Source organism: Streptomyces nodosus (assembly GCF_008704995.1).
Taxonomy (GTDB): Bacteria; Actinomycetota; Actinomycetes; order Streptomycetales; family Streptomycetaceae; genus Streptomyces; species Streptomyces nodosus.
This window is the reverse complement of sequence record NZ_CP023747.1, coordinates 188,319-214,864: the sequence shown is the minus strand read 5'-3', so window position 1 is coordinate 214,864 and position 26,546 is coordinate 188,319. Positions and strand designations below refer to the sequence as shown.

Annotated in this window: 28 protein-coding genes and 1 pseudogene; 8 read left to right on the top strand and 21 right to left on the bottom strand. The window is 67.7% G+C overall.

Translation table 11 applies throughout. From position 1 onward, the window contains the following. Positions 1-386: 386 nt before the first annotated feature. A complete protein-coding gene (locus tag CP978_RS01065) occupies positions 387-677 on the top strand; it encodes a hypothetical protein (RefSeq protein WP_043436788.1) in 291 nt (96 codons plus the stop codon). Positions 678-1,241: 564 nt separating this feature from the next. Here CP978_RS01065 and CP978_RS01055 read toward each other — a convergent pair. The 4 genes and pseudogenes from CP978_RS01055 to CP978_RS35390 form a co-directional block, all read right to left on the bottom strand. Beyond that, entirely contained in the window at positions 1,242-1,775 is a 534-nt protein-coding gene (locus tag CP978_RS01055; RefSeq protein WP_043436786.1) for a GNAT family N-acetyltransferase, read from the bottom strand. Positions 1,776-1,841: 66 nt separating this feature from the next. Continuing rightward, positions 1,842-2,024, bottom strand: a complete 183-nt coding sequence (locus CP978_RS35400; RefSeq protein WP_144401408.1) for a hypothetical protein — start codon at positions 2,022-2,024, stop codon at positions 1,842-1,844. A gap of 36 nt (positions 2,025-2,060) precedes the next feature. Further along, positions 2,061-2,684: a hypothetical protein gene (locus CP978_RS35395; protein ID WP_227745671.1), complete on the bottom strand. Its 624-nt coding sequence runs from the start codon at positions 2,682-2,684 to the stop codon at positions 2,061-2,063. A gap of 167 nt (positions 2,685-2,851) precedes the next feature. Continuing rightward, positions 2,852-2,998: pseudogene (locus CP978_RS35390) on the bottom strand (hypothetical protein); the annotation flags it as partial. 461 nt (positions 2,999-3,459) lie between these two features. Here CP978_RS35390 and CP978_RS01035 point away from each other — a divergent pair. The 3 genes from CP978_RS01035 to CP978_RS01025 all read left to right on the top strand — a co-directional run bounded on the left by CP978_RS01035 (position 3,460) and on the right by CP978_RS01025 (position 6,011). Continuing rightward, on the top strand, positions 3,460-4,458 hold the full coding sequence (locus tag CP978_RS01035) for a helix-turn-helix domain-containing protein (RefSeq protein WP_043447851.1): 999 nt from the start codon (positions 3,460-3,462) through the stop codon (positions 4,456-4,458). Between the two features lie 225 nt (positions 4,459-4,683). Then, a complete protein-coding gene (locus CP978_RS01030; protein WP_227745275.1) occupies positions 4,684-5,052 on the top strand; it encodes a peptidase inhibitor family I36 protein in 369 nt (122 codons plus the stop codon). Further along, positions 5,037-6,011, top strand: coding sequence for a hypothetical protein (locus tag CP978_RS01025; RefSeq protein WP_174498596.1), 975 nt, complete (start codon positions 5,037-5,039; stop codon positions 6,009-6,011). Before CP978_RS01030 ends, CP978_RS01025 begins: the two co-directional genes overlap by 16 nt. Before the next feature lie 278 nt (positions 6,012-6,289). On the opposite strand, the gene CP978_RS01020 is transcribed toward CP978_RS01025, so the two are convergent. Further along, positions 6,290-6,631 carry a transposase family protein gene (locus tag CP978_RS01020; RefSeq protein WP_043447847.1) on the bottom strand — a complete coding sequence of 114 codons (342 nt, stop codon included), beginning with the start codon at positions 6,629-6,631 and terminating at the stop codon, positions 6,290-6,292. Here CP978_RS01020 and CP978_RS01015 point away from each other — a divergent pair. Continuing rightward, entirely contained in the window at positions 6,524-7,006 is a 483-nt protein-coding gene (locus tag CP978_RS01015; RefSeq protein WP_170307421.1) for a transposase, read from the top strand. The two genes, CP978_RS01020 and CP978_RS01015, sit on opposite strands and share 108 nt — an antisense overlap. Before the next feature lie 292 nt (positions 7,007-7,298). Here CP978_RS01015 and CP978_RS01005 read toward each other — a convergent pair whose 3' ends face one another. From CP978_RS01005 to CP978_RS00970, 8 genes are all read right to left on the bottom strand, one after another. Then, positions 7,299-7,841 carry a DUF4232 domain-containing protein gene (locus CP978_RS01005; RefSeq protein ID WP_043436784.1) on the bottom strand — a complete coding sequence of 181 codons (543 nt, stop codon included), beginning with the start codon at positions 7,839-7,841 and terminating at the stop codon, positions 7,299-7,301. A gap of 192 nt (positions 7,842-8,033) precedes the next feature. Next, entirely contained in the window at positions 8,034-9,473 is a 1,440-nt protein-coding gene (locus tag CP978_RS01000) for an FGGY-family carbohydrate kinase (RefSeq protein ID WP_043436783.1), read from the bottom strand. Positions 9,474-9,570: 97 nt separating this feature from the next. Next, positions 9,571-11,034 carry an FAD-binding oxidoreductase gene (locus tag CP978_RS00995; protein ID WP_043436782.1) on the bottom strand — a complete coding sequence of 488 codons (1,464 nt, stop codon included), beginning with the start codon at positions 11,032-11,034 and terminating at the stop codon, positions 9,571-9,573. Positions 11,035-11,094: 60 nt separating this feature from the next. Then, positions 11,095-12,030: an SDR family NAD(P)-dependent oxidoreductase gene (locus tag CP978_RS00990; RefSeq protein WP_249044194.1), complete on the bottom strand. Its 936-nt coding sequence runs from the start codon at positions 12,028-12,030 to the stop codon at positions 11,095-11,097. A 277-nt stretch (positions 12,031-12,307) separates the two neighbouring features. Further along, entirely contained in the window at positions 12,308-12,886 is a 579-nt protein-coding gene (locus CP978_RS00985) for a glycerol-3-phosphate responsive antiterminator (protein ID WP_227745274.1), read from the bottom strand. 66 nt (positions 12,887-12,952) lie between these two features. Next, positions 12,953-14,293 carry an MFS transporter gene (locus CP978_RS00980; protein WP_043436778.1) on the bottom strand — a complete coding sequence of 447 codons (1,341 nt, stop codon included), beginning with the start codon at positions 14,291-14,293 and terminating at the stop codon, positions 12,953-12,955. Positions 14,294-14,368: 75 nt separating this feature from the next. Further along, positions 14,369-15,793 (bottom strand): NAD-dependent succinate-semialdehyde dehydrogenase, encoded by a 1,425-nt coding sequence (locus tag CP978_RS00975; protein ID WP_227745273.1) that lies wholly within the window; start codon positions 15,791-15,793, stop codon positions 14,369-14,371. Positions 15,794-16,151: 358 nt separating this feature from the next. Beyond that, complete coding sequence (locus CP978_RS00970) at positions 16,152-16,931, bottom strand: IclR family transcriptional regulator (protein WP_043447841.1); 780 nt, start codon at positions 16,929-16,931, stop codon at positions 16,152-16,154. 369 nt (positions 16,932-17,300) lie between these two features. Here CP978_RS00970 and fae point away from each other — a divergent pair, with 369 nt between their 5' ends. Then, a complete protein-coding gene (fae, locus tag CP978_RS00965; RefSeq protein WP_227745272.1) occupies positions 17,301-17,837 on the top strand; it encodes a formaldehyde-activating enzyme in 537 nt (178 codons plus the stop codon). Positions 17,838-17,895: 58 nt separating this feature from the next. Further along, positions 17,896-18,831, top strand: a complete 936-nt coding sequence (locus tag CP978_RS00960; protein ID WP_052453898.1) for an NAD(P)-dependent oxidoreductase — start codon at positions 17,896-17,898, stop codon at positions 18,829-18,831. 205 nt (positions 18,832-19,036) lie between these two features. On the opposite strand, the gene CP978_RS00955 is transcribed toward CP978_RS00960, so the two are convergent. The 3 genes from CP978_RS00955 to CP978_RS00945 form a co-directional block, all read right to left on the bottom strand. Continuing rightward, complete coding sequence (locus CP978_RS00955; protein ID WP_043436774.1) at positions 19,037-19,792, bottom strand: hypothetical protein; 756 nt, start codon at positions 19,790-19,792, stop codon at positions 19,037-19,039. 71 nt (positions 19,793-19,863) lie between these two features. Continuing rightward, positions 19,864-20,238, bottom strand: a complete 375-nt coding sequence (locus tag CP978_RS00950; protein WP_227745271.1) for a helix-turn-helix domain-containing protein — start codon at positions 20,236-20,238, stop codon at positions 19,864-19,866. 61 nt (positions 20,239-20,299) lie between these two features. Beyond that, positions 20,300-20,797, bottom strand: coding sequence for a DUF2975 domain-containing protein (locus CP978_RS00945; protein ID WP_043436772.1), 498 nt, complete (start codon positions 20,795-20,797; stop codon positions 20,300-20,302). An 814-nt stretch (positions 20,798-21,611) separates the two neighbouring features. On the opposite strand from CP978_RS00945, the gene CP978_RS34725 reads away from it, so the two are divergent. Further along, positions 21,612-21,770, top strand: a complete 159-nt coding sequence (locus CP978_RS34725) for a hypothetical protein (protein ID WP_158508301.1) — start codon at positions 21,612-21,614, stop codon at positions 21,768-21,770. A gap of 196 nt (positions 21,771-21,966) precedes the next feature. Here CP978_RS34725 and CP978_RS00940 read toward each other — a convergent pair whose 3' ends face one another. From CP978_RS00940 to CP978_RS00920, 5 genes are all read right to left on the bottom strand, one after another. Beyond that, on the bottom strand, positions 21,967-22,701 hold the full coding sequence (locus CP978_RS00940; protein WP_043436769.1) for a 3-keto-5-aminohexanoate cleavage protein: 735 nt from the start codon (positions 22,699-22,701) through the stop codon (positions 21,967-21,969). A gap of 50 nt (positions 22,702-22,751) precedes the next feature. Further along, positions 22,752-23,441 (bottom strand): RraA family protein, encoded by a 690-nt coding sequence (locus tag CP978_RS00935; RefSeq protein ID WP_052453897.1) that lies wholly within the window; start codon positions 23,439-23,441, stop codon positions 22,752-22,754. 5 nt (positions 23,442-23,446) lie between these two features. After that, positions 23,447-24,238 (bottom strand): carbon-nitrogen hydrolase family protein, encoded by a 792-nt coding sequence (locus CP978_RS00930; protein ID WP_043436767.1) that lies wholly within the window; start codon positions 24,236-24,238, stop codon positions 23,447-23,449. Between the two features lie 73 nt (positions 24,239-24,311). Beyond that, positions 24,312-25,388 (bottom strand): ABC transporter ATP-binding protein, encoded by a 1,077-nt coding sequence (locus tag CP978_RS00925; RefSeq protein ID WP_043436765.1) that lies wholly within the window; start codon positions 25,386-25,388, stop codon positions 24,312-24,314. A gap of 1 nt (position 25,389) precedes the next feature. Continuing rightward, entirely contained in the window at positions 25,390-26,472 is a 1,083-nt protein-coding gene (locus tag CP978_RS00920) for an ABC transporter substrate-binding protein (protein WP_052453896.1), read from the bottom strand. Positions 26,473-26,546 lie beyond the last annotated feature (74 nt).

The following is a 26,546-nucleotide window of genomic DNA, read 5'->3' as shown; positions in this document are numbered from 1 at the left end:
GGGAAGCCGGCCGTCGCCCGCCTACACGCTGCGCGGCCGACCCCACCAGCCCGGCCTGGACGAACAGATCGTGCAGAGCGCCGTCGACGACTACACCCGCCCGGCCGGCCGACGGATGATGACCGCCGACCTCCGCACGCTGTACCCGCGCGACACCAAGGACCAGGCCGTGCTGCGCCCGCTGGACCGACGTCGCCATGGTGGAACAGCCTTGCCGGATGTTCGAGGCCGCCGCCGCCAAGATGGCCGCCAGGCTCCAGACGGCATCCGGACCGCGCCGTCGCCCACGGCCCCCGACCACAGCCCGCCCCGGCGATGTCCCCGCCGCCGCGCATCTCGCAGCCCGGCGCCCAGCACGCACCGGGCCGGACCACAGGAGGAGTCGCGTGAGCACACCGGAACCCAGCCGCGAGGACGCCCCCGCTCGCGCACGCGAAGCCGCCCAGGAGCGGGCTGCCGTGTTCGACGAGCCTCCGCCGTGGGAGCCGATCTGGAAGCGGCCCCGGATACCGAAGAACGACCGGGCGAAGAAACGGGAGCTGCGCAAGCAGCGCAGGCGGCTCCAAGACGCCGGTCACCGCCGCTTCGTCGCCGGGCAGTCGCGCCGGCCCCGGTCCCGGCAGAACTGGATCGGCAATGCGGCCGTGCGCCGGCACTCCACCGCCTGGCTGTGGTGACGATGCCGGGCATCGTCCACCGAGTGGACCGCACGTTGTTCTGCATCCGGTGCACGGCACGACATCGGATGCTAGGCATCGAACGAGCAGGGCGCGCAGGAGATGGGTGGCGCGGGCGGGGTCGGTGCGGAGCTTGGCGAGGATCCGCCAGTTCTTGAGGTGGGCGAAGCCGTGCTCGACCGGTGCACGTCCGACGGCGAGGAAGCGGTTGGCATCCTTCTGGCCCGGGGTGAGCTTGTGAGCGCGGCTGGCTGTGAAGCCGGTGACGACCACGGGGTCACGTACGCGTTGTCCAGGCCGCGGAAGCCGAGGCCGGCGAGGGCGCCGAGACCGGCTGCTCGCGCCGGCGGCACCGTCGGCGCCCGCCGCACACCAGGGGGAGGGTGCTGCTTCCACTGCTGATGGGGCTTCTTGAATCTGGCTCTGTCCGCAGTTCCGTGAAAGCGGAGGTCAGCGACGGGAAGACGCCATCCGTCCCTGGGTGTCCGTACCGTCGCGATTAATGCGCTCGGGGACGTAGGAACAGTGGTCGGCTGTTTTGTGGTGATCGACGGCTCGGCCGGTTCATGCCTGGAACTCGGTGAGGTCGATGGCGTGAACGCGCATCGGGTAGCCGTACACCGGGTGTGTCGTCTCCCGCTCGGGTGTCATGCCGAGCTTGCGGATGACGTTCTCGGAGGCGTTGTCACCCACCCGGTTGATGCTGATGACGCGGCCCAGGCCTCGGTCCTGGAGAGCGAACTCCAGTGTGGCGTGGGCGGCTTCGGACGCGTATCCCTGGCCCCAGAACTGTGAGCCGATCCGCCAGCTGATCGCCACGGCGGGCATCACCTCCGGCAGGAACTCGGGCACGGACAGTCCCGTGAAGCCGATCAGTTCGCCCGAGGCCAGCAGCTCGACAGCGAACAGTCCGAAGCCCTCCTCGTCCCACTCCTCCTCCCACCGCTCGATGTCCTCGGCCGTGTGGTCCAGGTCGCGCACCGAGCCGTCGTCGATCCAGCGCATGACCCTTGGGTCTGCGTTGATGTCCGCCATCGGCGTGAGGTCGTCTTCGTGCCAGGTACGGAGGAGGAGGCGGGGTGTGCGGATCTCGGTCATGCGCCCATCCTGCCGAAGGCAAGGGCCTCATCCGTAATCTGGCGCTCGCCCGGGCTGCCGCTGAGCTCAGGCGCTGTCGTCTTCACGGGTGGCGAGAAGGGGGACGACGTCAGCGTCCGCATGAACACGTTGGGCATACTCGATGCTGCGTGTCTGGTCGGAGGCGTAGCTCAGCCGTTCCCGCTGCTTGCGCAGCCGTTCTTCACACGCGTCGGTGATCGCTCGCCAGGTGATGGTACGGATGGTCACCCGGACGTCGTTCTTGACGTATCCGTCGCGGTACTGCTACTGCACCACGTCATCGATGGAGTTGCCGACCAGCCAGAACTCCCAACAGGTTTCTTCATCGTGGCGGTAGCGCTCGTCTGTAGTGACGGCGTAGGCGTAGCTGTTGATCTGGGCCACTTCTGCCTCGGACAGCACCGTGCGCGGTCGCTTGAGCTCAACGACCAGTTGCTGCTTCGTACGGCCGGAACCTGACACAGAGGAGAGTAGGAGATCGAGTCGCCCGCTCGTTCCGTTGTGCAGTTGGTCTCTCTGCTGGGGCACAGTCCTGCCCTCCAGGCGGGGGAGGTGCCGGTTGAGCGCCTTCGCCAGCCCGATCTCGGACACGGCGTGGCTGTACTCATCGCCGAAGATCCACAGCTCTTTCTCCAGCATGCGATGCAGCTGGTCCTTCTCTCGCAGGGTGTACCGAGACTCGAACTCGAACAGCAGCTCGCGCAACGTGTTCAGGGCGTCAATGCGGTCGACCGTCTCCGCATTGGCGGCGATCAGGTTCGCCAGCGGAGTGCGATCGACCAGGTCCTCCAGCCGCTCCTTCTGCGGTCCCGACAGGCCGAACAGCTCATCGAGGACCTTCGGCATCGCGGTGGGCTGGCGCCGCAGCGCCTCTCGTAGCAGCACCATCTGCGCGGAAGCGTCCGTAGCCGTGGCGGCCATGCAGCTGCCGGCCGCTCTCGGTGCCCGGCGTGGTCCGCTTCCACGATCCGCCCATTCCCTTGAAGGTGGACTCCACAGTCGCTGCTGGAAATGCCGTGCCCGTTGTCGCTGACGATCACCGCCTGGACACCACCGAAGTCATCGAGCTCCAACTCGACACGGACCTCGGTGGCGTTAGCATCCAGACTGTTACAGACCAGCTCCTCCACGGCTCCCAGTGGGTCTGTACGGCGGGCAACCTTCTCGATGAAGTCGGGACGCACTTCTACAGGAATCCGCATACGCGATGCATGCCACCCGTTCCGGGCACTCATCTACCGGGCAACCATGCCGGAGTCGGCGGTAGTTGAAGGCTCCCCATCGACGGGACCACGAAGTCCCGGGGATCAGCCATGACATCCCCGGGGCCTGGTGTGCGGAGTTGCGCTTTTCAACGACGCCGCGAGTCGCCGTCACTCGGTGGCCTGCAACATAGGACTCCGGCGTAAGTTCCTGTCGTCGCGGGCCCAAAAGGGCCACGGGATGATCTTGAAGCGGGGCCAGCAGGTCAGGTCGTGCGGCGGCGCCACTGCGCGGAAAATGCGCCACCGGGCGAACGTCTTCGAGTCACGTGATTGGGATGCCCCGCAGGTTGAACTGGTCCGGGAGGACCATCTGGGAGGAGACGAAGGGACGGCCGACCAGGGCCTGGCACGAGGAAGCTCAGCGCGGTGCCAAGCCGCAGGGCTGGGGGGAGAGATCCGTGGAGAAGGTCTTCGACAGCAACGACGTCCCGGCGCGGGATGCTCTTTCAGCGTGGGAGAACGTCACCGCGGATGCGCTGATGCCGACATCGTTCAAGCTGATCGGTACAGATGTCTTCTGCGGGTGGTTCAGCACGATGCCGCTGGGAGCGGTCCAGGTGTCAGCGATGGCGTACTCGTCCTTCCTCACACGGAGGACCCCGAAGCTGATCCGCGCCTCGGACCCGGAAATCCTTGCCTTCGGCGTCACGAACTCCGGCCCACATGCGATCGAGCAGAGTCGCAATCGCGCTGCGCTCCGACCGGGTGAACTCCTGCTCTTCGAAAGCTCGCGCCCCTTCGATACCTACGCTGACGGCGGCAACATCCTCATTCAGTTTCCCCGGACGTTGCTCCCCTTAGCAGCCCGCCACGTCGATCACCTCATCTGCCGTCCCCTTCCTGGAGATCAGGGCATCGGACGCCTGCTGACAAATTTCCTCACCCACCTGACAGACGGCAGCACCAGCTACACGCCGCATGACGCCGCGCGGCTCGGCACCGTCGGCCTGGACTTGGTCACGGCTGCACTGGCGCACTTCCTGGAGCGTGAGAACGACATTCCCTGCGAATCCCGTCAACGCGTCCTGTACATGCGCATCACCTCGTTCATCGAGCGTCACCTGGGCGACACCACCCTCACTGCGGGTGAGATAGCAGCCGCCCACCACATCTCGGTTCGCTCACTGCACAGGCTTTTCCAGCAGCACGGTGTGACTGTCCGTTCCTGGATACGTGGCCAACGCCTCGAACGCTGCCGCCGAGACCTTGCTGACCCTTTGAAGCGTCACGTACCCATCCAGGCCATCGCAGCACGCTGGGGATTTGCCCACCCCGCGGACTTCACCCGCGCCTTCCGTACTCTGCACGGCATCACCCCCAGCGGGTACAGGGACCAAGCGCACCACCACAGCACCCTGACTGGCACACAAAGCCAAGTACCTGGCGCACCTCGCTAAGGCACTGCGGATGGCCTCCCGAGATGATCGGGTAGCCGCAGCCAACTTGGCGGCGATGACCTTCCCGCTTGGGAGCGCCGCAGGCACTCGTTCAATGGCAGGTGCTGGATCAACCAGTGCCAGCAAAGTACGGCCCACGAAGAACGACACCATCCGACGAGTAGGCGCGGAGCCTGCCGCCAGCGGCCCCTCCGCGCAGAATGGACCATCATGACACTCAAGCGCATGGCAGTTACCGCACTGTTGGGGGTCGCTGCCCTCGGGGGTGCTGTCGTGGCGCCCACCGCCGCAAGCGCCGCTCCCTCCGACTGCCCCTCCACCTACCTGTGCGCCTACTGGCTGCCCAGCTACACCAACGCCTCGGGCCACGGGGTCCAGAAAGTCAGGGAGGACAACCCCGACCTGACGATGTACGCCAATTTCTACAACGCCCAGGGGGGCTCGCTGTACAACAACGGCGGCAGCTGCAACGTGACGGTGTACGGTGCCAAGAACTACGGCGCCCCCGCGTACAACTTGAACCGGGGCACGGGCTGGACCACTATCGGCTCGAACCTGCCGCACATCGAGTCGAACAAGTGGTGCACCTACTGACCGCGGCGATGGGGCCCAGGAAACGCCTCGCGACGGCGGGGCTGCTCCTTGGACTGTGCGCCGCCGGATGCCAAGCATCCGGCGGCGCCGGTCCAGCGGAGCCACCATCCCGCCCGTTCGGTGGGGTCACCTATTTCAACGCGCAGCAGCGGGCCCTTCTGCATACAGCGGAGGAGCAATTCGTTGCACAGTGCATGAGGTCGCGTGGGTTCGACTACGGCCCTCAGCCGCTGGCGTCGGGTTCCCACGTACTGGACGCAAATCCCTATGGTCTGCTCACACCAACGCAGGCCAAAACCGACGGGTTCGGCCTGACCAGTTCGGCGCTCAACGAAGCGACGGCAGGACAAGCGGACCGGAACGTGAAGGACGCATCCGTTCCGGGTTGGCACACAGCCTTGCTCGGAAGCACGAGCCATAGGGTGTATGTCCCGCTGCCAGCGCACCAGGAGTACTACTACAACACCGATTCGTGTGTATCCCGTGCTGAGATCCAGCTGTACGGCGCCGACTACGAGCGTCTGTACAACACCTTTCAGGTGCTGACCAACGAAGTCGTGCTCGAGGTCAGGAAGGATAACCGGTACCTGTCGGCTCAGGACGCCTGGCGTGAGTGCATGCGCAGCGCCGGGTCACCCGAGCAAGCACTCGACAGCCCACCCCAGACCATCAACAGCGAACTGGCAGGAATCGAGAACAACTCGGCGATACCGCGCAGGCTGATCGGCCGGGAACTCAGCCTGGCCAAAACCGATGCTGACTGCCAGCAGAAGATCGGGATCGGGCACACCGTCTCCGCAGTGCAGGCCGACGTGGAACGTACCGTGTTGCAAGGCCGAACGAACCAATTGTCGGCCCTGCAGCGGCTGCGCGCGGGGGCACTTGCGGCAGCCGCCTTTCCGGCCTCTCCGGACGCCGGGGGGAGCCCTTCGCCGACAGCGCCGTCGCGACCGCGATGATCGATCGCCTCGTCCACACGAAAGCACGTCCGATTCTGAGGCTGCCGGGTCACGGCAACGTGATCCGGCTACCCGACCACTCAGGGGTGTCCGTCTTCGATGTAGTTACGACATTGGCAAGGCTCTGAGCTGCAGTGTTCGAAGTGCAGAGTCATCATGTGATCGACACCTGGTACGGGTGTTGGCCTGCCATGGTTCCTTCAGCCGACATCTCGATCTCTAACGAGTTCGTGCACGGTAGGCAGTGAGGCGTCGAGGGCTTCGGTGAGGCTCGGTGTTCACACCTGCCGTGCCGGGATCAGGTCCGCGGTCTGTTGGTGGGAGAGCAGGACGGCGACGGCCTGGACGGTGTCGCTGATGTGCTCGCGGCGGCCGAGGTGGCTGGCCAGGGCCCGCCAGTTCTTCAGGTGGGCGATGCCGTGCTCGACCCGGATACGGCGTGAGGAATGTGCCTTGCGCTGCCGTTCGTACATCTCCTCGTACCAGTCGGGGGCGTTCTTCTTGAAGTTGCGGTGCGGTGGTGTCACCACCCGCCCGCCGGTCTGGGCACCCAGCCCTTGGTAGCCGGCATCGGCGAGGAACGCCGGCCGGCCGTCCTGCTGACGGCCGGCCAGCGCCACGACGGCATCTGCGCACGCCCACTCCTCGAACGGATCCGAGTGCCCCGCATCGGTCGGGGCCGACCGCGCTGCCGACCGGACCACGTGGTCGCAGACAAGGCCTACGCCTCCCGCGCCTACCTCCGCAAGCGCGGCATCGGCCACACCATTCCCGAGAAGCGGGACCAGCAACGCCACCGTCGTAACCGGGGCCGTGACGGCGGCCGCCCGCCGCGGTTCGACCGAGAGATCTACCGTCGGCGCAACACCGTCGAACGCTGCTTCAACCGGCTCAAGAGCTTCCGCGGCATCGCCACCCGATACGACAAGACCGCCACCTCCTACGAAGCAGCGGTCTCTCTCGCCTCATTCCTGCTCTGGGCAAGATCCGTTTGAAGACGGACCCTAGTGCTGTGACTGCGCACATCACGGTGCGCGGCGATGCCGGCGCGTCGACACCGCCGCCGACCCGCGCGCCATCCCCCTCGACGGCTTCGCCGACAACGTCATCACCCTGTTCGAAACCCAGCCGGACGCGCACGAGATCCTCGTCGAACAGGTGAAGCTCCAGCGCTACGCCGAACGACGCGGCGAGTACGACAAGGTCTTCGCCTTGTGGAACTCACTCCGGGAGTCCTGCGGTGGCCACAAGCGACGCTGAAGGGAAGCTCAGAGGCTGCCCAGTTGGTTACAGCCCGATCGGGTTGAGGTAGGTGGCCGGGTGGGTGGCGCCGTCCTGCTTGAGGAGCTGGCCGCCAAACGGCCACTTCAGGGTGAAGTGCTCCTTCTCGTTCGGCGCGGTGACCAGGAACTTCGCCGGAACGAACTTCTCTTTCTGAGGCGTCGACTTGGCGACCGGGAGCAGTTTGATGCTGAAGTCCACCGCGTCCCCCTGGTCCAGTGTCATCTTCGGGGGCTTCTTGGAGGAGCGGGCCAGCGACCAGGTGCCGTCGGTTTTCTGAGCGCCGATCATGTCGACACCGGCGAAGCCGGACAGGGTGCAGGTCCGCTTGCTCTTGTTGGTGAACCAGATGTACGCCTGGGTCTGCTTCTTGGTCTGCTTCATCTCCGGCTTCGCGTCATCCCCCATGGCGAAGCCGGCCTTCATGTCAGCAGTGTGGCAGCGGGTCGGCTTGGCCTTGGCCGGGGCGCCCGAGGCCGGGACGGCGGTAGCGGCAGTGCCGGCGACGACGACGGCCGCAAGGGCCAATGCAGTCAGCTTGCTCTTCATGAAGTTTCGGGTTCTCCTCGAATACGAATCAGCGCGCGAGGTCAGTGCGCGCCTACGCACCTGAAGATGTGGAATGCCTGGGGGAGGTTCGGTGTGCCGGAGAATTTCCTTCCGACAGCCGGGCTCCCGACCGTGGCCCGAGGATCGCCATCCAGGGCGGCTACACGCACGACGCACCACTCCCCTCCCGGGTCAGCCGAAGATGTCGTAGGTGCGCCGGTAGATGGCATCGGTGTGACCGTGCACCTCACGGTGCACCTTCTCCAGGCGCCGGTAGAGATGGTGGTGGGCCTGGCTCGGCAGGAAGATCTCGCCGGGGCGAACCATGGCCGCGACCGCCTCGCCGAAGTCGGCGTACGCGCCCAGGCCCACGGCCGCGCAGATCGCCGAGCCCAGTCCGGCCGCGCTCGAGGCCTCCGCTCGCCGGGCCGGGATGCCGTGCACGTCCGCGTGGATCTGCATCATCAGGTCCGAATGCGCGCCACCGCCGGAGACGATGACTTCCCGGTACTCGGTGCCCAGTTCCGCCGTCATCCGCGTCGCGGTGTCGTGGATGGTCATGGCGAGCGATTCGAGGATCGAGCGATAGATGTGGAAGCGGCCGTGGCGTCCGTCGAAGCCGAGCAGGCTGCCCTTGCGAAACGGAGCCTCGTCGGGGGCGAGCCAGTCGAGCACCGTCATCAGGCCGTCGGAGCCCGGCGGCACTTTGCTCGCCTCGGCGTTGAGGTAGTCCTCGGCGGACAGGTCGAGCTGCCGGGCGTGCCCGGACGCCTCCTCACCGAGCAGGTCCCGGTACCAGCTGACCGTCCACATGCCGCGCCGCACACCGCCCGACTCGTAGAGGTAGGCGTACGGTTGAGAGGCGTAATTGGTCCAGAAGCCGGAGGGGTTGGCGATGTGGCGCGGGCCGGTGGCCATGCCTGCGACGTACGTACCGAGCGAGACGAGCAGCGTGTCGGGGGTGCGCAGGCCGCATCCCAGGGCCTCAACTGCCTTGTCGTTGGCGGTCGCTACGACGGGGACACCCGCCGGGATGCCGGTGTGCGCGGACGCCGATTCCGTCACCGGGCCGAGGATGTCGCCAGGCTGCACGAGATCGAAGAGCATCGAGCGCGGGATGCCGCACTTCGCGTACGCCGCCTCGTCGTCCGTCCAGTGCATGTTCTTCGGGTCGAGCGGCCACATGCCCGCGTAATTGGCAGCCGTGTCCCGGAAGTTGCCGGTCATGCGGTGGCTGATGTAGCCGGAGGAGGTCGTGACGTACGCGGCCTCAGGGTTGGTCGGCGCGTACGGCCTGCCGACCCGGTCGTCCATCCAGCTCATCACCTGCTGGGCGAGGGTGCCGTCGGCCTTGAGGACGGCTCGGCAGAAGCGGATCGTGCACAGACCCACACCCACGATGTCCGCCACGTCCCCGTCGAAGGCAGCCATCGCGGCGCGGCTCGCCTCGCCGATCGACGTCCACAGGTCGTCGTCGGGATGCTCCACCACACCGGGGCGCGGAGTGTCGTACGGGCGCAGCTCGGCCCGTCCCACGCTCACAGCTCGGCCTCGGGCATCGAACACGGTCACCTTCGACGACTGGGAGCCGTTGTCGATGCCGATGAAGTAGCGGGGACGGGTGCTGGTCATGCCCACTCCGGAGAAGTCGCGAGGCGAAGAAGGTCGGGGGTGCCGGCGCGGTCGGCAACTCAGGGCCGACCGGCCGCGCGGAATTAAAGGAGAGGCATCAGCCTTCGATCGGGAAGATCGTGCCCTTGTTCATGATCCCGTTGGGGTCGAACGTCTCCTTGAGCTTGGTCAGGATCGCGTACGCGCTGCCGTGCTCCTCGGCGGCCCACGGGGCGCGGTACTTGCCGATGCCGTGGTGGTGGACGATCGAGCCGTGGGCCTTCAGGGCCTCCTCGACGATGATCGCGTTGAGCGGGATGTGATACTTGTGGATCTCTTCGCGGGGCTCACAGTTGATCTTGTAGCCGTAGACGAAGTACAGGTTCGTGCCCGTCTGGTACGAGTGCGAGGAGTGGGCGCCGAGCATTGTCAGGTCGGCGGCGTGCGGGTATTCGTTCCGGATCCGGCCCATGACGTTGTCGTACAGCTCGACCGTGCGCGACCAGTCGACCGACACCTCGGTGGTGTAACCGAGCTCGGCCTGGGCGAGCATGACCTGCTTCTCGGCCTCGATCTTGTCCTGGCCCCAGTTGAGATTGTCGAACCAGTTCTCGATGCGCTTCGGGTCGACCTTGACATGCGGGTACTGGTCGATGACGCGCGTGATCTCCTCGGACGTCGCTTTGACGATGCTCTTGGGGCCCTCGGCGACGAAGACGACGACGACCTTGTTGTCGTAGAAGTCGGCGAAGTGCTGGCGGGCGTCCTCGGGCGAGTACACGCGGACCACGGACGGATTGAAGCCGTTGGTGACGACCTCACGAATCACCGAGATACCGGTGGTCATGTCGTCGACGAGGAAGCCGTGGAACTCGTTGTTCCCCGGCATGTACTTGAAGATTTTGACGGTGACCTCGGTGATGTAGCAGAGGGCACCCTCGTTGCCGATGACGATGTGGCGGATGTCCGGGCCGGCCGAGCGGCGCGGGACGCTCTTGATGCGGGTGACCGAACCGTCGGCGAAGACCGCCTCCAGGCCGACGACCATGTCCTCGATGGCTCCGTAGAGGGTGGAGAACTGGCCGATCGAGCGGGTGGAGACCAGGCCGCCGTACTGGGCGAGCGGCTTGGACTGCGGCGAGTGACCGGTCGTCAGTCCCTGCTTGCGCAGCTCGTCCTCAAGGACCTGGAGCTGGACACCGCAGCCGACCGTGGCCTGCATGTTCTCGATGTCGATCTCGAAGATCTCGTTGATGCCGGAGCCGTCGAGCACGATGGTGTCCTCGATGGCGGTCTCCAGGCCGCCTTCGGTGCCGGTGCGGCCGGTGCGGGCGACGACATTGATCTTGTTGTCGTTGGCGAAGGCGAGAACCTTCTGTACGTCCTCGGTGGAGCGAGCGTTGACGATCGCGGCCGGGATCGGGCCGTCGAAGATGCCGTGAACCGACTGGTACTTCTTGAAGCGGTCGACACTCGCCTCCTTGAGCTGCTGCTCGTCGACGACGATCTGGTCGCCGGCCACGAGCCCCTTCAGCTGCTCGACGATGTCCGGACGGGCGAGCTTCGAGAGCGACTTGGGCATGGAATTACCTCTGCCTTCGGCGTGGTGCGTGTGGTCGGGTGGGTGGTGCGGTCTTCGGTGTCAGCGGACCAGATAGCCTCCGTCGACCGGGAGAACGTGGCCGTTGACGTATTCCGATGCGCGGGACGCGAGGAATACCGTCGTGCCCATCAGTTCGGCTACGTCGCCCCAGCGGCCCGCCGGGATGTGGTCCAGGACGCGCTGGTTGGTCTCGGGGTCGGCCCTCGTCTGCTCGGTGATCTTCGTGGCGAAGTAGCCGGGTGCGATCGCGTTGACCTGGATGTTGTACTGGGCGAGCTCGTCGCAGTACGCCTTGGTGAAGCCGGCGATGCCGTGCTTGGTGGCGGCGTAGGCCGGGGACCACTGACCACCGAGAAAAGAGAACATCGACGCGATATTGATGATCTTGCCGGAGCGCTGCGGGATCAGATGGCGGATCGCCTCACGGCTCAGCTCGAACGCAGCTGTGAGGTTGAGGGCCACCATCGGGTCCCACTGTTCGCGGCCGAATTCCTGCACCTCGCGGTTGATGCACATGCCGGCGGAGTTCACGAGGATGTCGAGCGAGCCGAGACGCTCCACGCAGGTGTCGATGACCTGCTTGGCCGCGCCGGGCTTGGTCAGGTCGGTCTCGAGGAACTCGTATCGCACGCCCTCGCCCTCGATGAGCTTGCGGGTGGTGCCGTCGTCGTCGGCGATGGAAGGGACGAAGACATTGGCGCCCGCCTTGGCGAGGGCCAGCGCGAAGGCCTGGCCCAGGCCGGTGTTACCTCCGGTGACGATGGCGTTCTTCCCGTCGAGGGAGAAGAAGTCGCGGTTGAACTCGGTGATTTCCATGGGGAGCGGACTCTTTCCTTGCGTGTACGACGATGTACGGCAGCGAGGTCGGGCGGCGGCCGGCGCGGGCACGGTCTCGGCGGCGGGCTTGCGGAACTCCCGTTCCCGCTCCCGGGCGCGGATGGTGAGCATGGCGAGGACCGAGCCGATCAACGCCATGACAGGAAGGCGAACATTGCGGGTTTTTGGTCACCTGCCACCTCCTCGTAGAGCAACGGGCGATCCGTGCAAAGTGGACATTGATGCGCAAAAAAAGAACAGCAAACTTCCGTGAAAATTCGGAAGGTTACTGTTCTCTGGTCTCTAGTAACTGCCCGGGAATATGAGCGCAGCACTCATCTCCCGCGGGCCGATATGTGGTTGTCCATCGAGTGCGGTCACCATCGCGCCGCTCAGCAAAAGTAGGCCCGGAAGATCACGACTGTCAATACCGGGTTTACATGGCCCACACGTCATGGTTCGACGAGGCGATGGCGCTCGCACCCGCCTTCAGCGCGGCGAACACGTCGTCGCGGTCGCAGACCAGGCCCCCGGCGATCAGTGGTACGTCGATGTCGGCGACCACCCACGAGATCACCCGGGGCATGCAGCCCGGCAGGATCTCGACACAGTCCGCTTTCGACTGCCTGACCTGCGGGGCCAGATTGCGGTACGACATCGAGTCGATGAGGAAGAACCGGTGCACCGCGAAGAGCCCCAGCTCGCGGGCGGCGCGCACCATGAACGCCTTGGAGCTGAGGATGCCGTCGGCATCGGTGCGCTCCTTGATGTAACGGACGACTATCTCCTTGCCGGCGAACCCCTCCAGCAGATCGACGTTGACCAGGACGATCCGCCCTGCGTCCTTCAGCCTGTGCACAACCGCCGGCAGGTCGAGGACGGTGCCGTACAGCAGGAAGACAATCTTGCAGTCCGCGCGCAGCACGGCCTGAAGGTCCGCCTCGTTCTTCACGCTGGCGGCGACCGGGTGCTCCTCCAGGAGCGCGGGCAGGGACGGGGTGTCCAAAGGAGCCAAAGGGGACCTCCAGGAACGGCATGAGGCTGTGCGGTACAGATTGTTCCGCACAGCCTACGGCGGGTGTCAGTGGACCGTGCGTGCGGAATGCGCAAGGTCCATATCGGTGGTCTCCGGTGCGAGGAAGTGCGAGACCACGCCGCCGATCGCGAGGACGCCGGCGCCGAGCAGGAGCACGAAGCTCGCGCCGAAGTGCTCGAGGCCCATCGGCAGCAGGAAGGTACCGATGGCCGCGCCGACACGGCTCATCGCGGCGGCGAAGCCGACGCCGGTGGTGCGTAGCGAGGTCGGGAAGACCTCCAGGGGGTAGACGGCGGTCAGGGCGCTGGAAGCGGCGTTGAGGAAGATGAAGAACAGGAAGCCGCCCACCACGACCGGCGTCACGTCGGGGAACAGCGCGACCAGGGCGAGCGCGGCGGCAGTGATCCAGAACGGCGGGATCAGCAGCTTGCGGCGACCGATCCGGTCGACGACCAGACAGCCCAGGCTCACTCCGGCGACGGCCGTGAACGAGTACAGCAGGAGCGCGGCGACCGCGTTGTCGCCCATGCGCAGGGCTTCGAAGACCTCGCCCCAGAAGGAACCGATCGCGAAGTACGGCAGGACGAGCGCGGCCCAGAAGACGCTGGCGAAGACGGTGGCCCGCAGGTGTGCGCGACTGAACAGGGCGCGGAATCCGGGCTTCGCGACGCCGTCGGCCAGTTCGGCGTCGGCGTCGACCTCGATCCCGTACCGGTCTATGAGTACCTGTGCCTCGTTGGTACGTCCCCTGCTGAGCAGCCAGCGGGCCGACTCGGGGACGCCGCCGCGGAGCAGGATGCACACGAGGGCGAGCACGGCGCCGCTGGACAGGGACCAGCGCCAGCCGCCGTCGACGGAGGCGAACACGGCGCCGACGACGGTGGCCAGGGCATACCCCGCATACCAGCTGATCTCCAGGGTGGACAGCAGTCGGCCGCGGCCCTTGCTGGGGGCGTACTCGGACAGCAGGGGCGCTCCGACCGCGTATTCACCTCCGATCGCGAGGCCCATGACCAGGCGGATCACAAAGAGTTGGGCGCCGTCGGCGACGAAGAACTGCAGGATGGAGACGACGAGGAAGATCAGCATGTCGACCATGAACACCGGGCGGCGGCCGAAGCGGTCCGCGCACCAGCCGAAGAACGGGCCGCCGAAGAAGATGCCGATCAGCGGTGACGCCCCGACCAGCCCCTGCTCGAGCGTACTCAGGCCGAGGTCGGCGGTGAGCGCGCTCATCGCCACGCCGATGCCGCCGATGACGTACCCGTCCAGGCCCTGACCGATCTGGGTCGCCGCTTTCAGCCGCAAGTGCAGCCTGGCCCGCTCTCGGGCGGCGGTCGCCTGGGGCGACGCGTCGGGACCGTCGGTGACTGGCGTCATTGCCATGGGGGTTCCTTCCGGGGGCGGGGCAGGACAGGGTCGGGGGCAGACAGGGACGTCGGGCCTGGCGGGGCCCACGGGTCAGACTGCGGGCCACTCCAGGGCGACGTACTTGGTTTCCAGGAACGCCTCGATGCCCTCGCGGCCGCCCTCACGCCCGATGCCGGACTGCTTGACGCCGCCGAACGGGGCCGCCGGGTCGGAGATCAGACCGCGGTTGAGGCCGACCATGCCCGCCTCCAGGCGTTCGGCGAGGCGCAGGCCGCGGGTCAGGTCGCGGGTGAAGACGTACGAGGCGAGGCCGTACGCCGTGGCGTTGGCGGCGGCAACCATCTCGTTCTCGTCGGTGAACGTGACGAGGGGCGCCACCGGGCCGAAGACCTCGGTGTGCAGCATCTCGGCGTCGGCCGGGACGTCGGTGAGGACGGTGGCCGGGTAGTACCAGCCGCCGCCTTGCGGGATCTCGCCCTGAGCGGTGACCCTCGCGCCCTTGGTGACGGCGTCGGCGACGAGCGCGGAGATCTTCTCGACGGCCGCCGGGTTGATCATCGGTCCGAGCGTGACACCCTCGGCCAGACCGGGGCCCGCTTTGACGGCTCGCATCGCGGCGCCGAACTTCTCGGTGAACTCTGCGGCGACGGACTCATGGACGTAGAACCGGTTGGCGGCGATGCACACCTCACCACCTCCGCGCATCTTGGCATCCATGGCTCCGCGTACGGCGGCGTCGATGTCGGCATCGTCGAGGACGACGAAGGGCGCGTTGCCGCCGAGTTCCATGGTCACGTTGACGACGTTGCCGGCGGCCTGCGCGAGCAGAGCGCGACCGGTGGCGGTGGAGCCGGTGAAGGAGAACTTGCGGACCCGCTCGTCGGTCAGCCAGGGGGCCACGGTTTCGGGGGCGCGGTCCGTCGGCAGGACGTTGAGCAGGCCGGCCGGCAGGCCCGCCTCGTGGAGGAGGGCGGCGACGGCGAGCGCGGTGAGCGGGGTCTCGGGGGCGGGCTTGAGGAGGACCGGGCAGCCGGCCGCGAGCGCAGGGGCGATCTTGCGCGTGGCCATCGCCGCGGGGAAGTTCCACGGCGTGACGAAGGCGGTCACACCGACCGGTTGCTTGATCACGACGTGCCGGTAGCCGCCCGCCGGTGCCTGTCCGAAGGATGAGCCGATGCGCACGGCCTCCTCGGCGAACCAGCGGAAGAACTCGGCGGCGTAAGCCACTTCGGCGGCGGCGTCACGGTAGGCCTTGCCGTTCTCCAGGGTGATGAGGCGAGCGAGGGCGTCCTGGTGCTGGTGCATCAGCGCGAAGGCGCGCATCAGCACATCGGCGCGGGCCCGCGGAGCGGTGCGATGCCAGGCGTCGGCCACGGCCTGTGCGGCGTCGACCGCGTCCCGGGCGTCCTGTTCACCGGCTGCGCCGACCTCGCGCACGACCTGCCCGGTGGCCGGGTCGTGCACCGGGTACGTACGGCCGTCGGCGGCCGGGCGCCACTGGCCGCCGATCAACAAGTCACCTTCTCCGTAGGGGGATTTGGCAATGGTGCCGACAGAGACGGCAAGTGTGTTGTCGTTGACCACGAGAAGCTCTTTCAGCCGTGCCGCGGACGCATTCGGGCAGCCTGCGGCGTCAGATGAGGGACGAGGACCGGCGGGGGGTGGGCCGGCGAAGGACGGGCACGGGAACGGGTGCGCCAAAAAAGCGGAACCGGTCCCGGCGGATCGATGCGCGGCTTCTCTGGCGTCTCTGGCGCCGCGTCAGGGCCGGGACGCGAGGAATGTACGAGTCGTTCACGCGCCTGAACAAGACGCGAAAGGCGATCGCAACAAGGGTTGCGCTCAGGGCAACCCCGGCCGGGCCTGTCGCGGGCTACCGAGAGCCGCCCGGGTCCCACCCGAGCTGGGCGGAGATCGTCGCCGCGGCCTGCGCGGTGGTACGTCCCGCGTGGTCGAGGCGGGTTTCGAAACGGTCGGCGGGGGCGGTCACGTTCAATGCGGCGATCACCCGGCCGCGGAAATCGTGCACCGGCGCGGAGACGCCCACCAGGCCCGGCTCGAACTCCTCGATCTCCCGTGCGAATCCCTCGACCTGAGCCTGGCGGACCCGGGCCCACAGCGCGGGCACGGACACCTCGTCGGTCGCACCGAAGCGGACGTACAACTCGTCGGGGGTCGCCCCTTGCAGCAGCACAGGCCCGGCCGAACTGGTCCATGCGGGCACCCCGCGCCCCTCCCACTCGCGCAGCCGGTAGGAATGCCCTGAGACCGACAGCAGGGTGCGCACCTCCTGGTCGTGCAGAACGCACAGGTGACTGGTCTCCTCCAGGTCCACGGACAGCCGGTGCATCACGGCGCCCGCCACGCGCACGAGCCGACTCTCCGAGGTCCGTGCGACCAGCGAGAACAGCCGCCAGCCCAGCCGATACTCGAGCGTGTCGGGGTCGCGCTCCACCAGGCCCTCCTGCGCGAGTGCCTTCAGCGCGCGGGAGACCTGGCTCTTCTCCCGCCCCACCAGCTGGGCAATGCGATTCACGCCGAGGCCGCCAAAGTGGTGTGCCTCGGGCGAGCCCAGGGCTTCGAGCAGGGCTATGTCCCGGCGCAGACCGTGGCCCTGAGTGCGGGCGACCGGGGCGTCTTCGGAGGTGTTCACGTCCGCATCGTAAGCGCGTCGCACCATGACTACGGAAGAATCACCTGGTCAGGAATGCGGTTGCGCGCAGAGCAACACCGGTTTCGATTCCGGGGACGGACTTGCCCGCCCCGGGACGGGCACCTTAGGTTCCGGGACAAGCCGACGCAGCCGGACGGGAACTCGGCCCCGCTGCCGGCCACCGGGAACGGATCCATCACGCCCATCAACGCCCGAATCACATAAGGCTGTTGGACTCCCACCCACCTGCGCTTTCACCTTCACCTTCACGCTAACGCGCGTGCCGTCTTCCCACCCACGTCTGGTCCACCCCAGCCCTCGCACGGGAGTATCTCCATGCCCTCTACTGCCCCTTCTGCACCTTGTGCCGTGAGCACCCTCATCGGCGAGTCCTTCGTCGGTGACGGCGCGAACGCCGCGCACACCAATGTCGTCCTCGGCCGCAAGGGCGGCCCGGTCGAGACCGCGTGGGCGACAGCACTCGCCACTCCCAGCGCGGGCCACGTCCCGTTCATGGCGGTGATGCGCCCGTCCGTGCCGGTGAAGCCGCTCACCTTGTTCGTCAACAAGGCCCCTGTCGATGGAGAGTTGCACGAGCGAGCCACCTGGGGCTCGGCCCAGGCCGGGCTCGCGCAGGGTGTCGCCGATGCGGTGGCCGACGGGGTGATCCCCGCGGAGGACACGGACGACCTACTGATCATCGCCGCGGTGTGGGTCAACCCCGCGGTGCACGACCTCGACGAGTCCTTCCGTAATCAACGGACCGCCGCATACCAGGCGCTGCGCGCCGCCGTCGAGGGCAAACCGACGGCCGACGACGTCCTCGAGGCGGCGAAGCAGGGTGTCACGAACCCCTTCTACACCCCGTCCGACGAGCAGCTCGCCGCCTCGACACCGCAGGCCTGAACCATCCCCCAACTCCCTTTCCATGCGTACCACTTACACAGTTGCAGCGAGGACCACCATGAGGATCGGTTTCATCGGCCTGGGCAACATGGGCCGCCACATGGCCCGTCATCTGATTCAGGCCGGGCACCAGGTGACCGTGCACGACTCCCGCCCGGAGGCCGCGGCCGAGCATGTCACGCTCGGCGCCGTCTGGGCCGAGACCCCCGCGCAGTGCGCGAGTGACGCCGAGGTCCTCGTGACGATGCTGCCGAACCCGCGCACCGTCGAGGACGTGCTGCTGCGCGGCGGCGGCGCGGAGGCTCTGCCCCCCGGCGCCCTGTGGATCGATATGTCGACGTCCACTCCGGCCGCCGCCGACCGGGTCGCCGCCGAAGTACTCGACCGGCGCGGGGTGCGCCGCCTCGACGCCCCGGTGAGCGGCATGGCGCGTGGCGCCGAGGCCGGCACGCTGCAGATCTTCGCCGGCGGCAGCGACGACGACTTCCGCACCGCCCTGCCTGTGCTGCGGGTCATGGGAGACGCCGAACGCATCCTGCACGTAGGCCCGTTGGGCGCGGGCTACACCGTCAAACTCATGATCAACCTGCTCTGGTTCAGCCACCTGACGGCGTCGTCCGAGGTGCTCGCCATGGGGGTGAAGGCGGGTGTCGACCTCGGGATGCTGCGCGACGCACTGCTCGCCAGCCCCGCCGCGTCCAACTTCTTGGAGCACGACATCCTGTGTGTCCTCGACGACGGTGACTACGACGACTCGTTCGCCATGGCGCTCGCCTGCAAGGACCTGGGGCTCGCCGTCGACCTCGGCCGCGACCTCGGCGTCTCCACCGAACTGTCGGCGCTCGTCGAGCAGATCTACCGACGCTCCAAGTCCCAACACGGGGAGCTAGCCGGCGAGATGAGCCCCATGCGACTGTACGAGGAGCTGGCGGGGCAGGAGTTCCGGCTGCGCGAAGGCCGGTCGGCGGCGACGGAAGCCGCCACCACCCTCTGACGAGAGCTACCTGGGATGGGCCGCCGTGCGCGACCCGTCCCAGATAGGTCATCCGCGACGGCCTTCTCAACACATCGTCATCCACGAGCGGATCCTGACACGCTCACACGCATGGCCACTGAACCTCTGACCTGCCGCGACCTACCAAACGCACTCACCAGGACCAAGTGTTCCTCAAGGTCGCGGAGTGCCGAGAGACCGGTTGTCAGTAGGCGAGTCGGACGGTCACGTCGATCGTGCCGGCGTGGGGGACCTTCAGGATGTGCATCCTTCGGGTGCCGCCCAGGTATTTGATCGAGGCCGCCGCGATGGTGGCGGGATGGGGCTCGCCCCAGCGGATGTGTACGACGCCGGGGCCGCGGTGCAGGTCGACGCCGGTCGCGGTGGCGGAGGCCGAGCCGCCCAACGGCACGATGGTGCCGTTGGAGAAGACCACCCGGTCGGACTCCTTGAGGATCAGCGGCATCGTCTCCGTCGCGGACGAGACGGCCCGCACCGAGCGCTCCACCAGGCCGTCGCCGACCCTCACGTCGGTGACGGCCGATCCGCTGGGGGTGGAGAAGCGGAAGGCGTAGGGCTCGCCGCCGAAGAACTGGCCGGTCTGCGGGCCGTCGGAGTCCGGAATCTGGCCGGGCAGCACGGTGGACCACAGGCCGTAGTCGTTGTCGTTGAGGGACTGGATGAGCGTTCCCGCCACCGGGAACGGGTAGAGCCCGCCCATCAGCTTCTCCAGGTCGACGTTCTCGTACCCGGCGGGAGGACCGGCGTCCCGCGGAAGATCCCATCGGCCGGCGAGTGCGGCCAGCCGGAATGCGGCCGCCCACCGGGTCACACACGTCAGGGGACACCACAACGGCTCGTCGTCGTAAGGCGGTTCACCGACGGCCGGCACCATGGTGACCTTCAGGACGTCGTCCACGATCTTCCGCTCCAGCGCGGTGGGTCTCCAGCAGCCGCTCACGAGAGCGTCCTCGCCCGCCCTTTACCAGGCGACGACGAATTCTTCGAGGGCTTCGTACCGGTCGGCTTCTGTCATGTTGCTCCTGATGTCGGACGTGGATCGCCGGTGATCACACTAATAGGCCTGACATGGGCTTGTCCGCCGTGTGCCGCCGTGCGGTAGGCGCTGGGTGTCATGCCGTATGTATGTGTGAAGTAGCTTGTGAGGTGGGCCTGGTCGGCAAAGCCGGTCTCGGCCGCCGTCGACGACGGTGCTGTGCCGCCGGCCAGCAGAGCCCTGGCACGACGCAGTCTCAAGTCGCGTTGGTACTCGCTCGGTGCGAAGCCGTAGGCGGTGCGGAAACAGCGGTACAGGACATAGCGGCTGCATCCGGCAACCTGCGCCAGTTCACCGATGCTGAGGTCCTCGGCGAAGCGTTCCCGCAGTAGTGTCGGGGCGGTCAGCACCGATATGGACACCCACGGCCGCGCCGGGCGCGCGCGGCGTCCAGGTCGACGACGACCGCCATCACGCGACCTTCGCCGACTCGGACTGGAGGTTGGTCGCCTTGAGCAGCAGGCCACGCATCACGACCACCAGCATCATGAATGCGGCCCCCACCGCCGTCGCCACCGTCGCGGCGCCCAGCGCGCTGATCACGTCCATGCCATCGCCGGGGGAGGGGATGTCGGCCAGCGCGACATGCGCGCTCACCCCGGCCATCAGCAGGGTCGCCACCAGCGCCGCGCCGATGACGGTGTCGACCAGGCGGAAGGCGCGCCAGGTGAAGATCGCGTCCCGTTCGACCATGGTGAGCAGCATCCACACCGCGCCGAGCGCGACCTGGACACAGAGGACGAGGGCTATCGCGACCGTCACATAGGGCGCCGCGAAGGGTTCGTAGGGCGGGAAGCGGTCGACCTCGTCGGTAGCCGTCGTCGGGATGACCACGATCTGGCCGAAGAGTCCGAGCAGCATGGCCGCGGCGATGCCGACCCGGAGCATGGCGATGAAGATGCTGTGCATGTGCGGATTGTTGCTGGGTATCGATCGGAAATCAGTCGACCGCGTGGAGGCGTGCGGAGTTGTGACAATGCGCTGAGGGCCGTGGCGGTACCGCGAGGAGCGAGCCGGTGCCGGCCCACCCCTCGGGGTCGGTGACGAGGACCCTCACATCCGGTAGACGGCGATCTCCGTCCATCGTCCGTCTGTACTGCTCCGTCGAGTCTTCCCGATGAGCGCCGCCCGCAGCGTCGAGCGAGGCCGGAGGTGGCCCGGGTGTTCCGCGGTCAGGTGCTTCTGCTGGACCCGTGCACCGGAGAGCCTGTGTGTGCCAGGGCCGCAGGCGGTTTCCCCAGACGGCGTCGCCGACCGCGTCGGTGCACCCGTCCACGAGGTCGGCGCGGGCGCCGGACCGGGAGCGTGGATCGTGCAGGGGAAGCGAAGGCGTATCTGAGGGGTACAAAGGCGTTTCCGGGCCTTTGTGTTCCGCCCGGGCCACGAGGTGGCGACACATCGCGACGATGTGAACGCCGGTCCGAGGTCGGGCAGTTCGTCGATTTCCTCGTCGGGTACGGGGCGCAGTGGAGCGTCGGTGGCGGCGACGACCGGGGTCGTGCGTGCCAGGAGTCCACTGCCGCGGCCGGGTCACGGCTTCCGCGACGGCGTGGGCGGGGTCCCCGGTGCCGACGGCGACGATTCCGTGTCCCCGTGGGGTGCGGAGGGACAGCTCGGCGGGCCAGGCAACCTTTCTCATCGGCGGTGACCGGTGCACAAGACGCTGCGGCTTCTGCCAGGCCGGGCAGCAGTGCATCGCGTGAGCTGAAGGCGGCCGTCGCGGGTGCGCCCCGAGCTCGAGGTGGGGTACGCCGATCTCGGCCTCGACCTGCGCCCCGAGACCGTGGGCTGCGTCGCCGACAGCACGGGGCAGGAGGTCCGCGACGCACGGGTGGCCGCCCTTGAGAGGGTGCTGCCGATCGCCGACCCGCTGGTCAGGTAAGACAGCGGGTTCTGGCTCAGCTTCCGTGCCGCAGCAGCTTTGGACGCGCAACGGTGCGTGACCTGCGCGGCTTCGAACGGTCGGCACCCGCCCAGCAGCAATGCCGGGATGACCTGGGAAGACCAGGAGACGGTGCCATCAGGGCCGGACGCGGCGCAGCGCGGCCGGCCCGTCGATGAATGCGTTTGACCGGAGATCAAGCGACGGGCGGCGTACGGTCGGCCAACGCCCGTGCTGCCGCGACGAGTTCGGCGTTGTCCCGGGCGGTCGTGCCGTCCGGGAGCAGAGTGCCGTCCTCGAAGCCGATCCGGGCCTGGTGGCCGTCGGCGAGCGCGGCTCGCAGCACCGGCCAGGTGGAGTCCGCCTCACCGTGGTACAGCAACGGGCACACCACACCCGCGGCCCGGATCATCGCCGCCATCTCCCGTGCGTGGTCCACGGCCGTGCCGGGGTCCTCGTCCATCGGCTCGATGAGGATCCGCACGTTGTCCGCGAGGGTGGGCGAGGCCAGCAGCGCGGGCACGTCATCGACGCTCCACACCGCGCTCTCCAGCGTCATGCCCCGGGCCAGAACCAGCTCCGCCGTCTCCGCCGCGCCGATCTCGCTGAACGCGACCGACGCGAAGTCCGGCAGGAATTCCCAGGACTCGACCAGGCCGTAACGTTCCTCGGGGTTCGAGCAGGTCCACAGTCCCGTGGTCGTCCCGACGATCGCGCCCGGCGCCGTCGAGCGCACGGCGCGCAGCACCTCCGCGAGAGCGTCGGGTGCGATGGTCTGCCCCCCGTCAGGTGTGCGGACGTGCAGATGGACGACATCGGCGCCGGCCGTGAGAACGGCCCTGGTGTCGGCGGCGATCTGCCGCGCCGTGACCGGTACTGCCGGGTGCTCGGCGCGGGTTCGGCCACCGTTGACGGCTGCCTTGAGGAACATGGATGTGCTTCCTTGCGGGTCGGGTGCGTGCGTGGCCGGGACGGCTCGGGTCACGCGGTGGTGGGGGTGGGGCCGCGGAGCCCGGCTATCGTGCGGGTCGCCCCGGTGAGGGTGCCCAGGGGGTGCCCCCCGTGCAGTTCGGCGATGAGGTCGGGTTCCTCGGCGTCGTCGGCCAGTGCCTCCTCGACGACGGCGGCGAGGTGCGCGGCGGGCGCGATCAGCAGACCGTTCTCGTCGCCGAGGACGAGGTCACCCGCCCGCACCGGAACGCCCCCGCAGTGCACGGGCGCGTTGAGGGAGCCGTCGGCGATGCCGTGCAGCTTGGTGGTCAGCAGCGAGGTGCCGTACGCGAACACGGGGAGTCCCACGTCCCGCAGGGCGCCGATGTCGGTGCACACGCCGTCCACGACGGCACCGGCCGCCCCCCGGGCGGCCAGCGCGTGCACCACGACCTCACCGAGCGGCGCGTGCCTGCGGTCGCCGCCGCAGTCGACGACCACCACGTCACCCGGACCGACGAGCCCCGCCGCATGGTGCAGCAGCGTCGAGTCGGTGGCGGTGATCCGCACGGTGACCGCCCGGCCGACGAGCCGGCCGCCAGCCAAGCGCCGCAGCGCCGGATCGCAGAACCCCTCCTCCAGGTAGTGCCCGAGGGTGGGGAAATCCACCCTGGCCAGACGTGCCGCCAGCGCATCGTCCAGGGGCGGCACTTCGGTCAGTTCACGGATGTCCAGCGGCATGATGGTCACCTCGGGCCGATGATGATGCGACGGTTGCGGAGCACGGGCAACACCGTGCGGGCGCGGTCGATACGCTGCTTGTCCGCCTCGACGACGAGCAGCGACCGCTCCTCCTCGCCGAGCGCGGCACGCACCACGCCCAGCGGGTCGACGGCCATGCTCATCCCGATGCAGTCGGGCGTCGTCAGCGACGACGCCACCACCCAGCAGGTGTTCTCGATCGCACGGGTGCGCAGCAGAGTCGTCCAGTGGTCTTCCTTGAGCGGGCCGCGCACCCAGGCCGCCGACACCGACAGTAGATCGGCACCCATCTCGACCAGCGTCCGTGTGAACTCGGGGAAGCGCAGGTCGTAGCAGTTGACCAGACCGACGTTGAATTCGCCGATCCGGACCACGACCGGGCCCTCGTCACCGCGCTGCACTTCACGTGACTCACGGTAGTCGAAGGCGTCGTACAGGTGCATCTTGCGGTAGCGGCCGAGAAGTTCACCGTCCGCGGAGACGGCCGCGATGGTGTTGTAGGGAAGCGAGCCGCCGCTCGGCTCGTAGCCGCCGGCGACGACCGCGGCACCGTGCTCGGTGGCGATCCGGGAGAGCCCGGCGAGGAAGCCGGGCCAGTGGGCCTCGGCCGCCGAGTGCAGCGGCTTGCCCGCGGCCTCGGCGGGGACCATCGCCTCCTCGGGGAAGACGACGAGTTTGGCGCCGGCGTCCGCCGCCTCAGCGGTCATCGACTCGATGACCTCGAGGTTGGCGCCGACGTCGGCGGTGGGGGCGTACTGGGCAGCGGCGACCTTCACGGCCGTATCTCCTTGCTGAGGTGGTGGGTCGGTACGGGACAGCGGTGCGTCAGGGGCACCCGCCCGGGAACGGTTATTCGGCGAGCACCCGGGAGGCCTCGGGCCGCCAGTGGGCCCACACCGGGCCGTCGGCATGCAGACCTCCCGAGGCGGAGGCGGAGGTCTCGGCGACGAAAACGGTGCCGTCGGCCAGCGTGAGATGGTGGCGCACGGCGTTGCCGAGGTACACGGACTGCCGGAGGGTGCCCCGGAGGACGGCATGACCGGTGGGCAGCAGGTTCTCGTCGGCACACAGCCCGACGTTCTCCGGACGCACCGACAGATGGGCCTGCCCGCTGATGTCCGTGCCGGGGACCGGCAGGACGCCAAGCCCCCCGACATCGATGACACGGCCGTCGGACGTGCCGGTGAGGAAGTTCGAGGTGCCGATGAAGGAGGCGACGAACCGGCTGCCCGGCCGCTCGTAGACACCCTCGGGAGTGTCGACCTGTACCACCCGCCCACCGTTCATCACGGCGATCCGGTCCGACATGGTCAGCGCCTCCTCCTGGTCGTGGGTAACCGTCACAAAGGTCACCCCGACCTCGCGCTGGATCTTCTTCAGCTCCAGTTGCATCTCGGCGCGCAGCTTTTTGTCCAGCGCGCCCAGCGGCTCGTCGAGCAGCAGCAGCGAGGGCCGGGCGATCAACGCGCGGGCGATCGCCACGCGCTGCCGCTGGCCGCCCGAGAGCTGGGAGACGGCACGGTCTCCGTACTCCTCCAGCCGGACCAGGGCAAGCGCCTCTGCGACCGCGCCCTTGATCTCCGCCTTCGGGCGCAGCTTGCGGACCTTCAGCTCGAAGGCGACGTTGTCGGCGACACTCAGGTGCGGGAAGAGGGCGTAGCTCTGGAAGAGCATGTTGAGGTCCCGTTTGTGGGCCGCCACTCCGGCCGTCGGTACACCGCCGAGCTCGATCGTGCCCTCGGACGGCTCCTCGAAGCCGGTGATCATCCGCATGAGGGTGGTCTTGCCGCAGCCCGAGGGGCCGAGGATCGAGAAGAACTCGTTCTGCCGGATGTCGAGGGTGACGTCACGCACCGCGTGCTGGGCGCCGAAGACCTTCCCGACACCGCTGAGCCGGACGGCGGGGACTGCTGGGTCGGTGCTCATGTCAGGACGCCTTCACCTTGGTCCAGCCCTGCTGGAAGTACTGCATCGCGGTGCCCGGGTCGAGCAGGAAGTCGGCGTTCTCGATGGCCGAGTCGGGGGCGTAGATCGCCGGGTTGTTCAGCGCGTCCTTGTCCTTGATGTGCGTGCGCGCTGCCTGGTTGGTGCTGGCGGAGGAGCCGTCGTCGGTGGCCGTCGCCGCCACCTCGGGCCGCAGCAGGTAGCTGATGAACTTATACGCCGACGTCAGATTCTTGGCGCCCTTGGGGATGGCCAGCCCGTCGGTCCAGATCGAGCCGCCCTCTTCGGGGATGACATAGTGGACGTGCTTGTTCGACTGCACGACCTTTGCCATCGCCGTACCGCTCCACGCCTCCGCCGCGCACGCCTGGCCGGTCGACAGCAGCTGCGGGTAGTTGGTGGAGTTGTATCCGGCGAGGATCTTCTTCTGCTTCTGCAGGGCGGCGGTCGCCTCGGCGATCTCGTCCTTGTCGGTGCTGGTGGCGCGGTGCCCGGTCACCTGGAGGCCGGCGATGTAGGCGGCCAGCATGTTGTCGAGCATGTACAGCTTGCCCTTGTACTTGCCGTCGAACAGGGTCTTCCAGCTGGTCGCCGACTTCATGCAGGTGTCGTTGTAGGCGAACCCGGTGGTGCCCCAGATCCACGGCACGCTGTACTTGTTGCCCTTGTCGTACGACGGGTCACGGAACTTCGCCGCCAGGTTGTCCAGGCCCTCGATCTTCGTGTGGTCCAGCGGTTCGATGAGCTGCTGACCTATGAGCTGCTGCACGGTGTACTGGCTGGGTTCCACCAGGTCGTAGCCGGACGATCCGGAGTTGAGCTTGGCGGTCATGGTCTCGTTGCTGTCGAAAGTGTCGACGGTGACCTTGATGCCGGTCTCCTTCTCGAAGCCCTTGACCACGGAGTCGGGGACCTCTCCCGCCCAGGCGTAGACGTGGAGTTCCTTGCCGCCGCCGGAGGAGGCGGCCGTGGTGGAGCCGGAGCCGCCGCAGGCGGTGGCGACCAGCGCGGTGACGGTCAGCACCGAGGTGGTCACAAGCGTTCTGGAAACGGTGGTACGAGACATGGCATGGCCTTTCGGGGACGTACCAGGGCATACGGGCAGGACGGACGTACGGCGCAGTGGGTGCAGGCAGGGAA

Bases quoted from the DNA above. Each gene is read 5' to 3' on its own strand.
- CP978_RS01055 (WP_043436786.1), bottom strand. From the start codon at position 1,775: ATGACCGAGATCCGCACACCCCGCCTCCTCCTCCGTACCTGGCACGAA.
- CP978_RS35395 (WP_227745671.1), bottom strand. From the start codon at position 2,684: ATGGTGCTGCTACGAGAGGCGCTGCGGCGCCAGCCCACCGCGATGCCG.
- CP978_RS01030 (WP_227745275.1), top strand. From the start codon at position 4,684: ATGGCAGTTACCGCACTGTTGGGGGTCGCTGCCCTCGGGGGTGCTGTC.
- CP978_RS01005 (WP_043436784.1), bottom strand. From the start codon at position 7,841: ATGAAGAGCAAGCTGACTGCATTGGCCCTTGCGGCCGTCGTCGTCGCC.
- CP978_RS01000 (WP_043436783.1), bottom strand. From the start codon at position 9,473: ATGACCAGCACCCGTCCCCGCTACTTCATCGGCATCGACAACGGCTCC.
- CP978_RS00995 (WP_043436782.1), bottom strand. From the start codon at position 11,034: ATGCCCAAGTCGCTCTCGAAGCTCGCCCGTCCGGACATCGTCGAGCAG.
- CP978_RS00990 (WP_249044194.1), bottom strand. From the start codon at position 12,030: ATGGCGTTGATCGGCTCGGTCCTCGCCATGCTCACCATCCGCGCCCGG.
- CP978_RS00980 (WP_043436778.1), bottom strand. From the start codon at position 14,293: ATGGCAATGACGCCAGTCACCGACGGTCCCGACGCGTCGCCCCAGGCG.
- CP978_RS00960 (WP_052453898.1), top strand. From the start codon at position 17,896: ATGAGGATCGGTTTCATCGGCCTGGGCAACATGGGCCGCCACATGGCC.
- CP978_RS00945 (WP_043436772.1), bottom strand. From the start codon at position 20,797: ATGCACAGCATCTTCATCGCCATGCTCCGGGTCGGCATCGCCGCGGCC.
- CP978_RS00940 (WP_043436769.1), bottom strand. From the start codon at position 22,701: ATGTTCCTCAAGGCAGCCGTCAACGGTGGCCGAACCCGCGCCGAGCAC.
- CP978_RS00935 (WP_052453897.1), bottom strand. From the start codon at position 23,441: ATGCCGCTGGACATCCGTGAACTGACCGAAGTGCCGCCCCTGGACGAT.
- CP978_RS00925 (WP_043436765.1), bottom strand. From the start codon at position 25,388: ATGAGCACCGACCCAGCAGTCCCCGCCGTCCGGCTCAGCGGTGTCGGG.
- CP978_RS00920 (WP_052453896.1), bottom strand. From the start codon at position 26,472: ATGTCTCGTACCACCGTTTCCAGAACGCTTGTGACCACCTCGGTGCTG.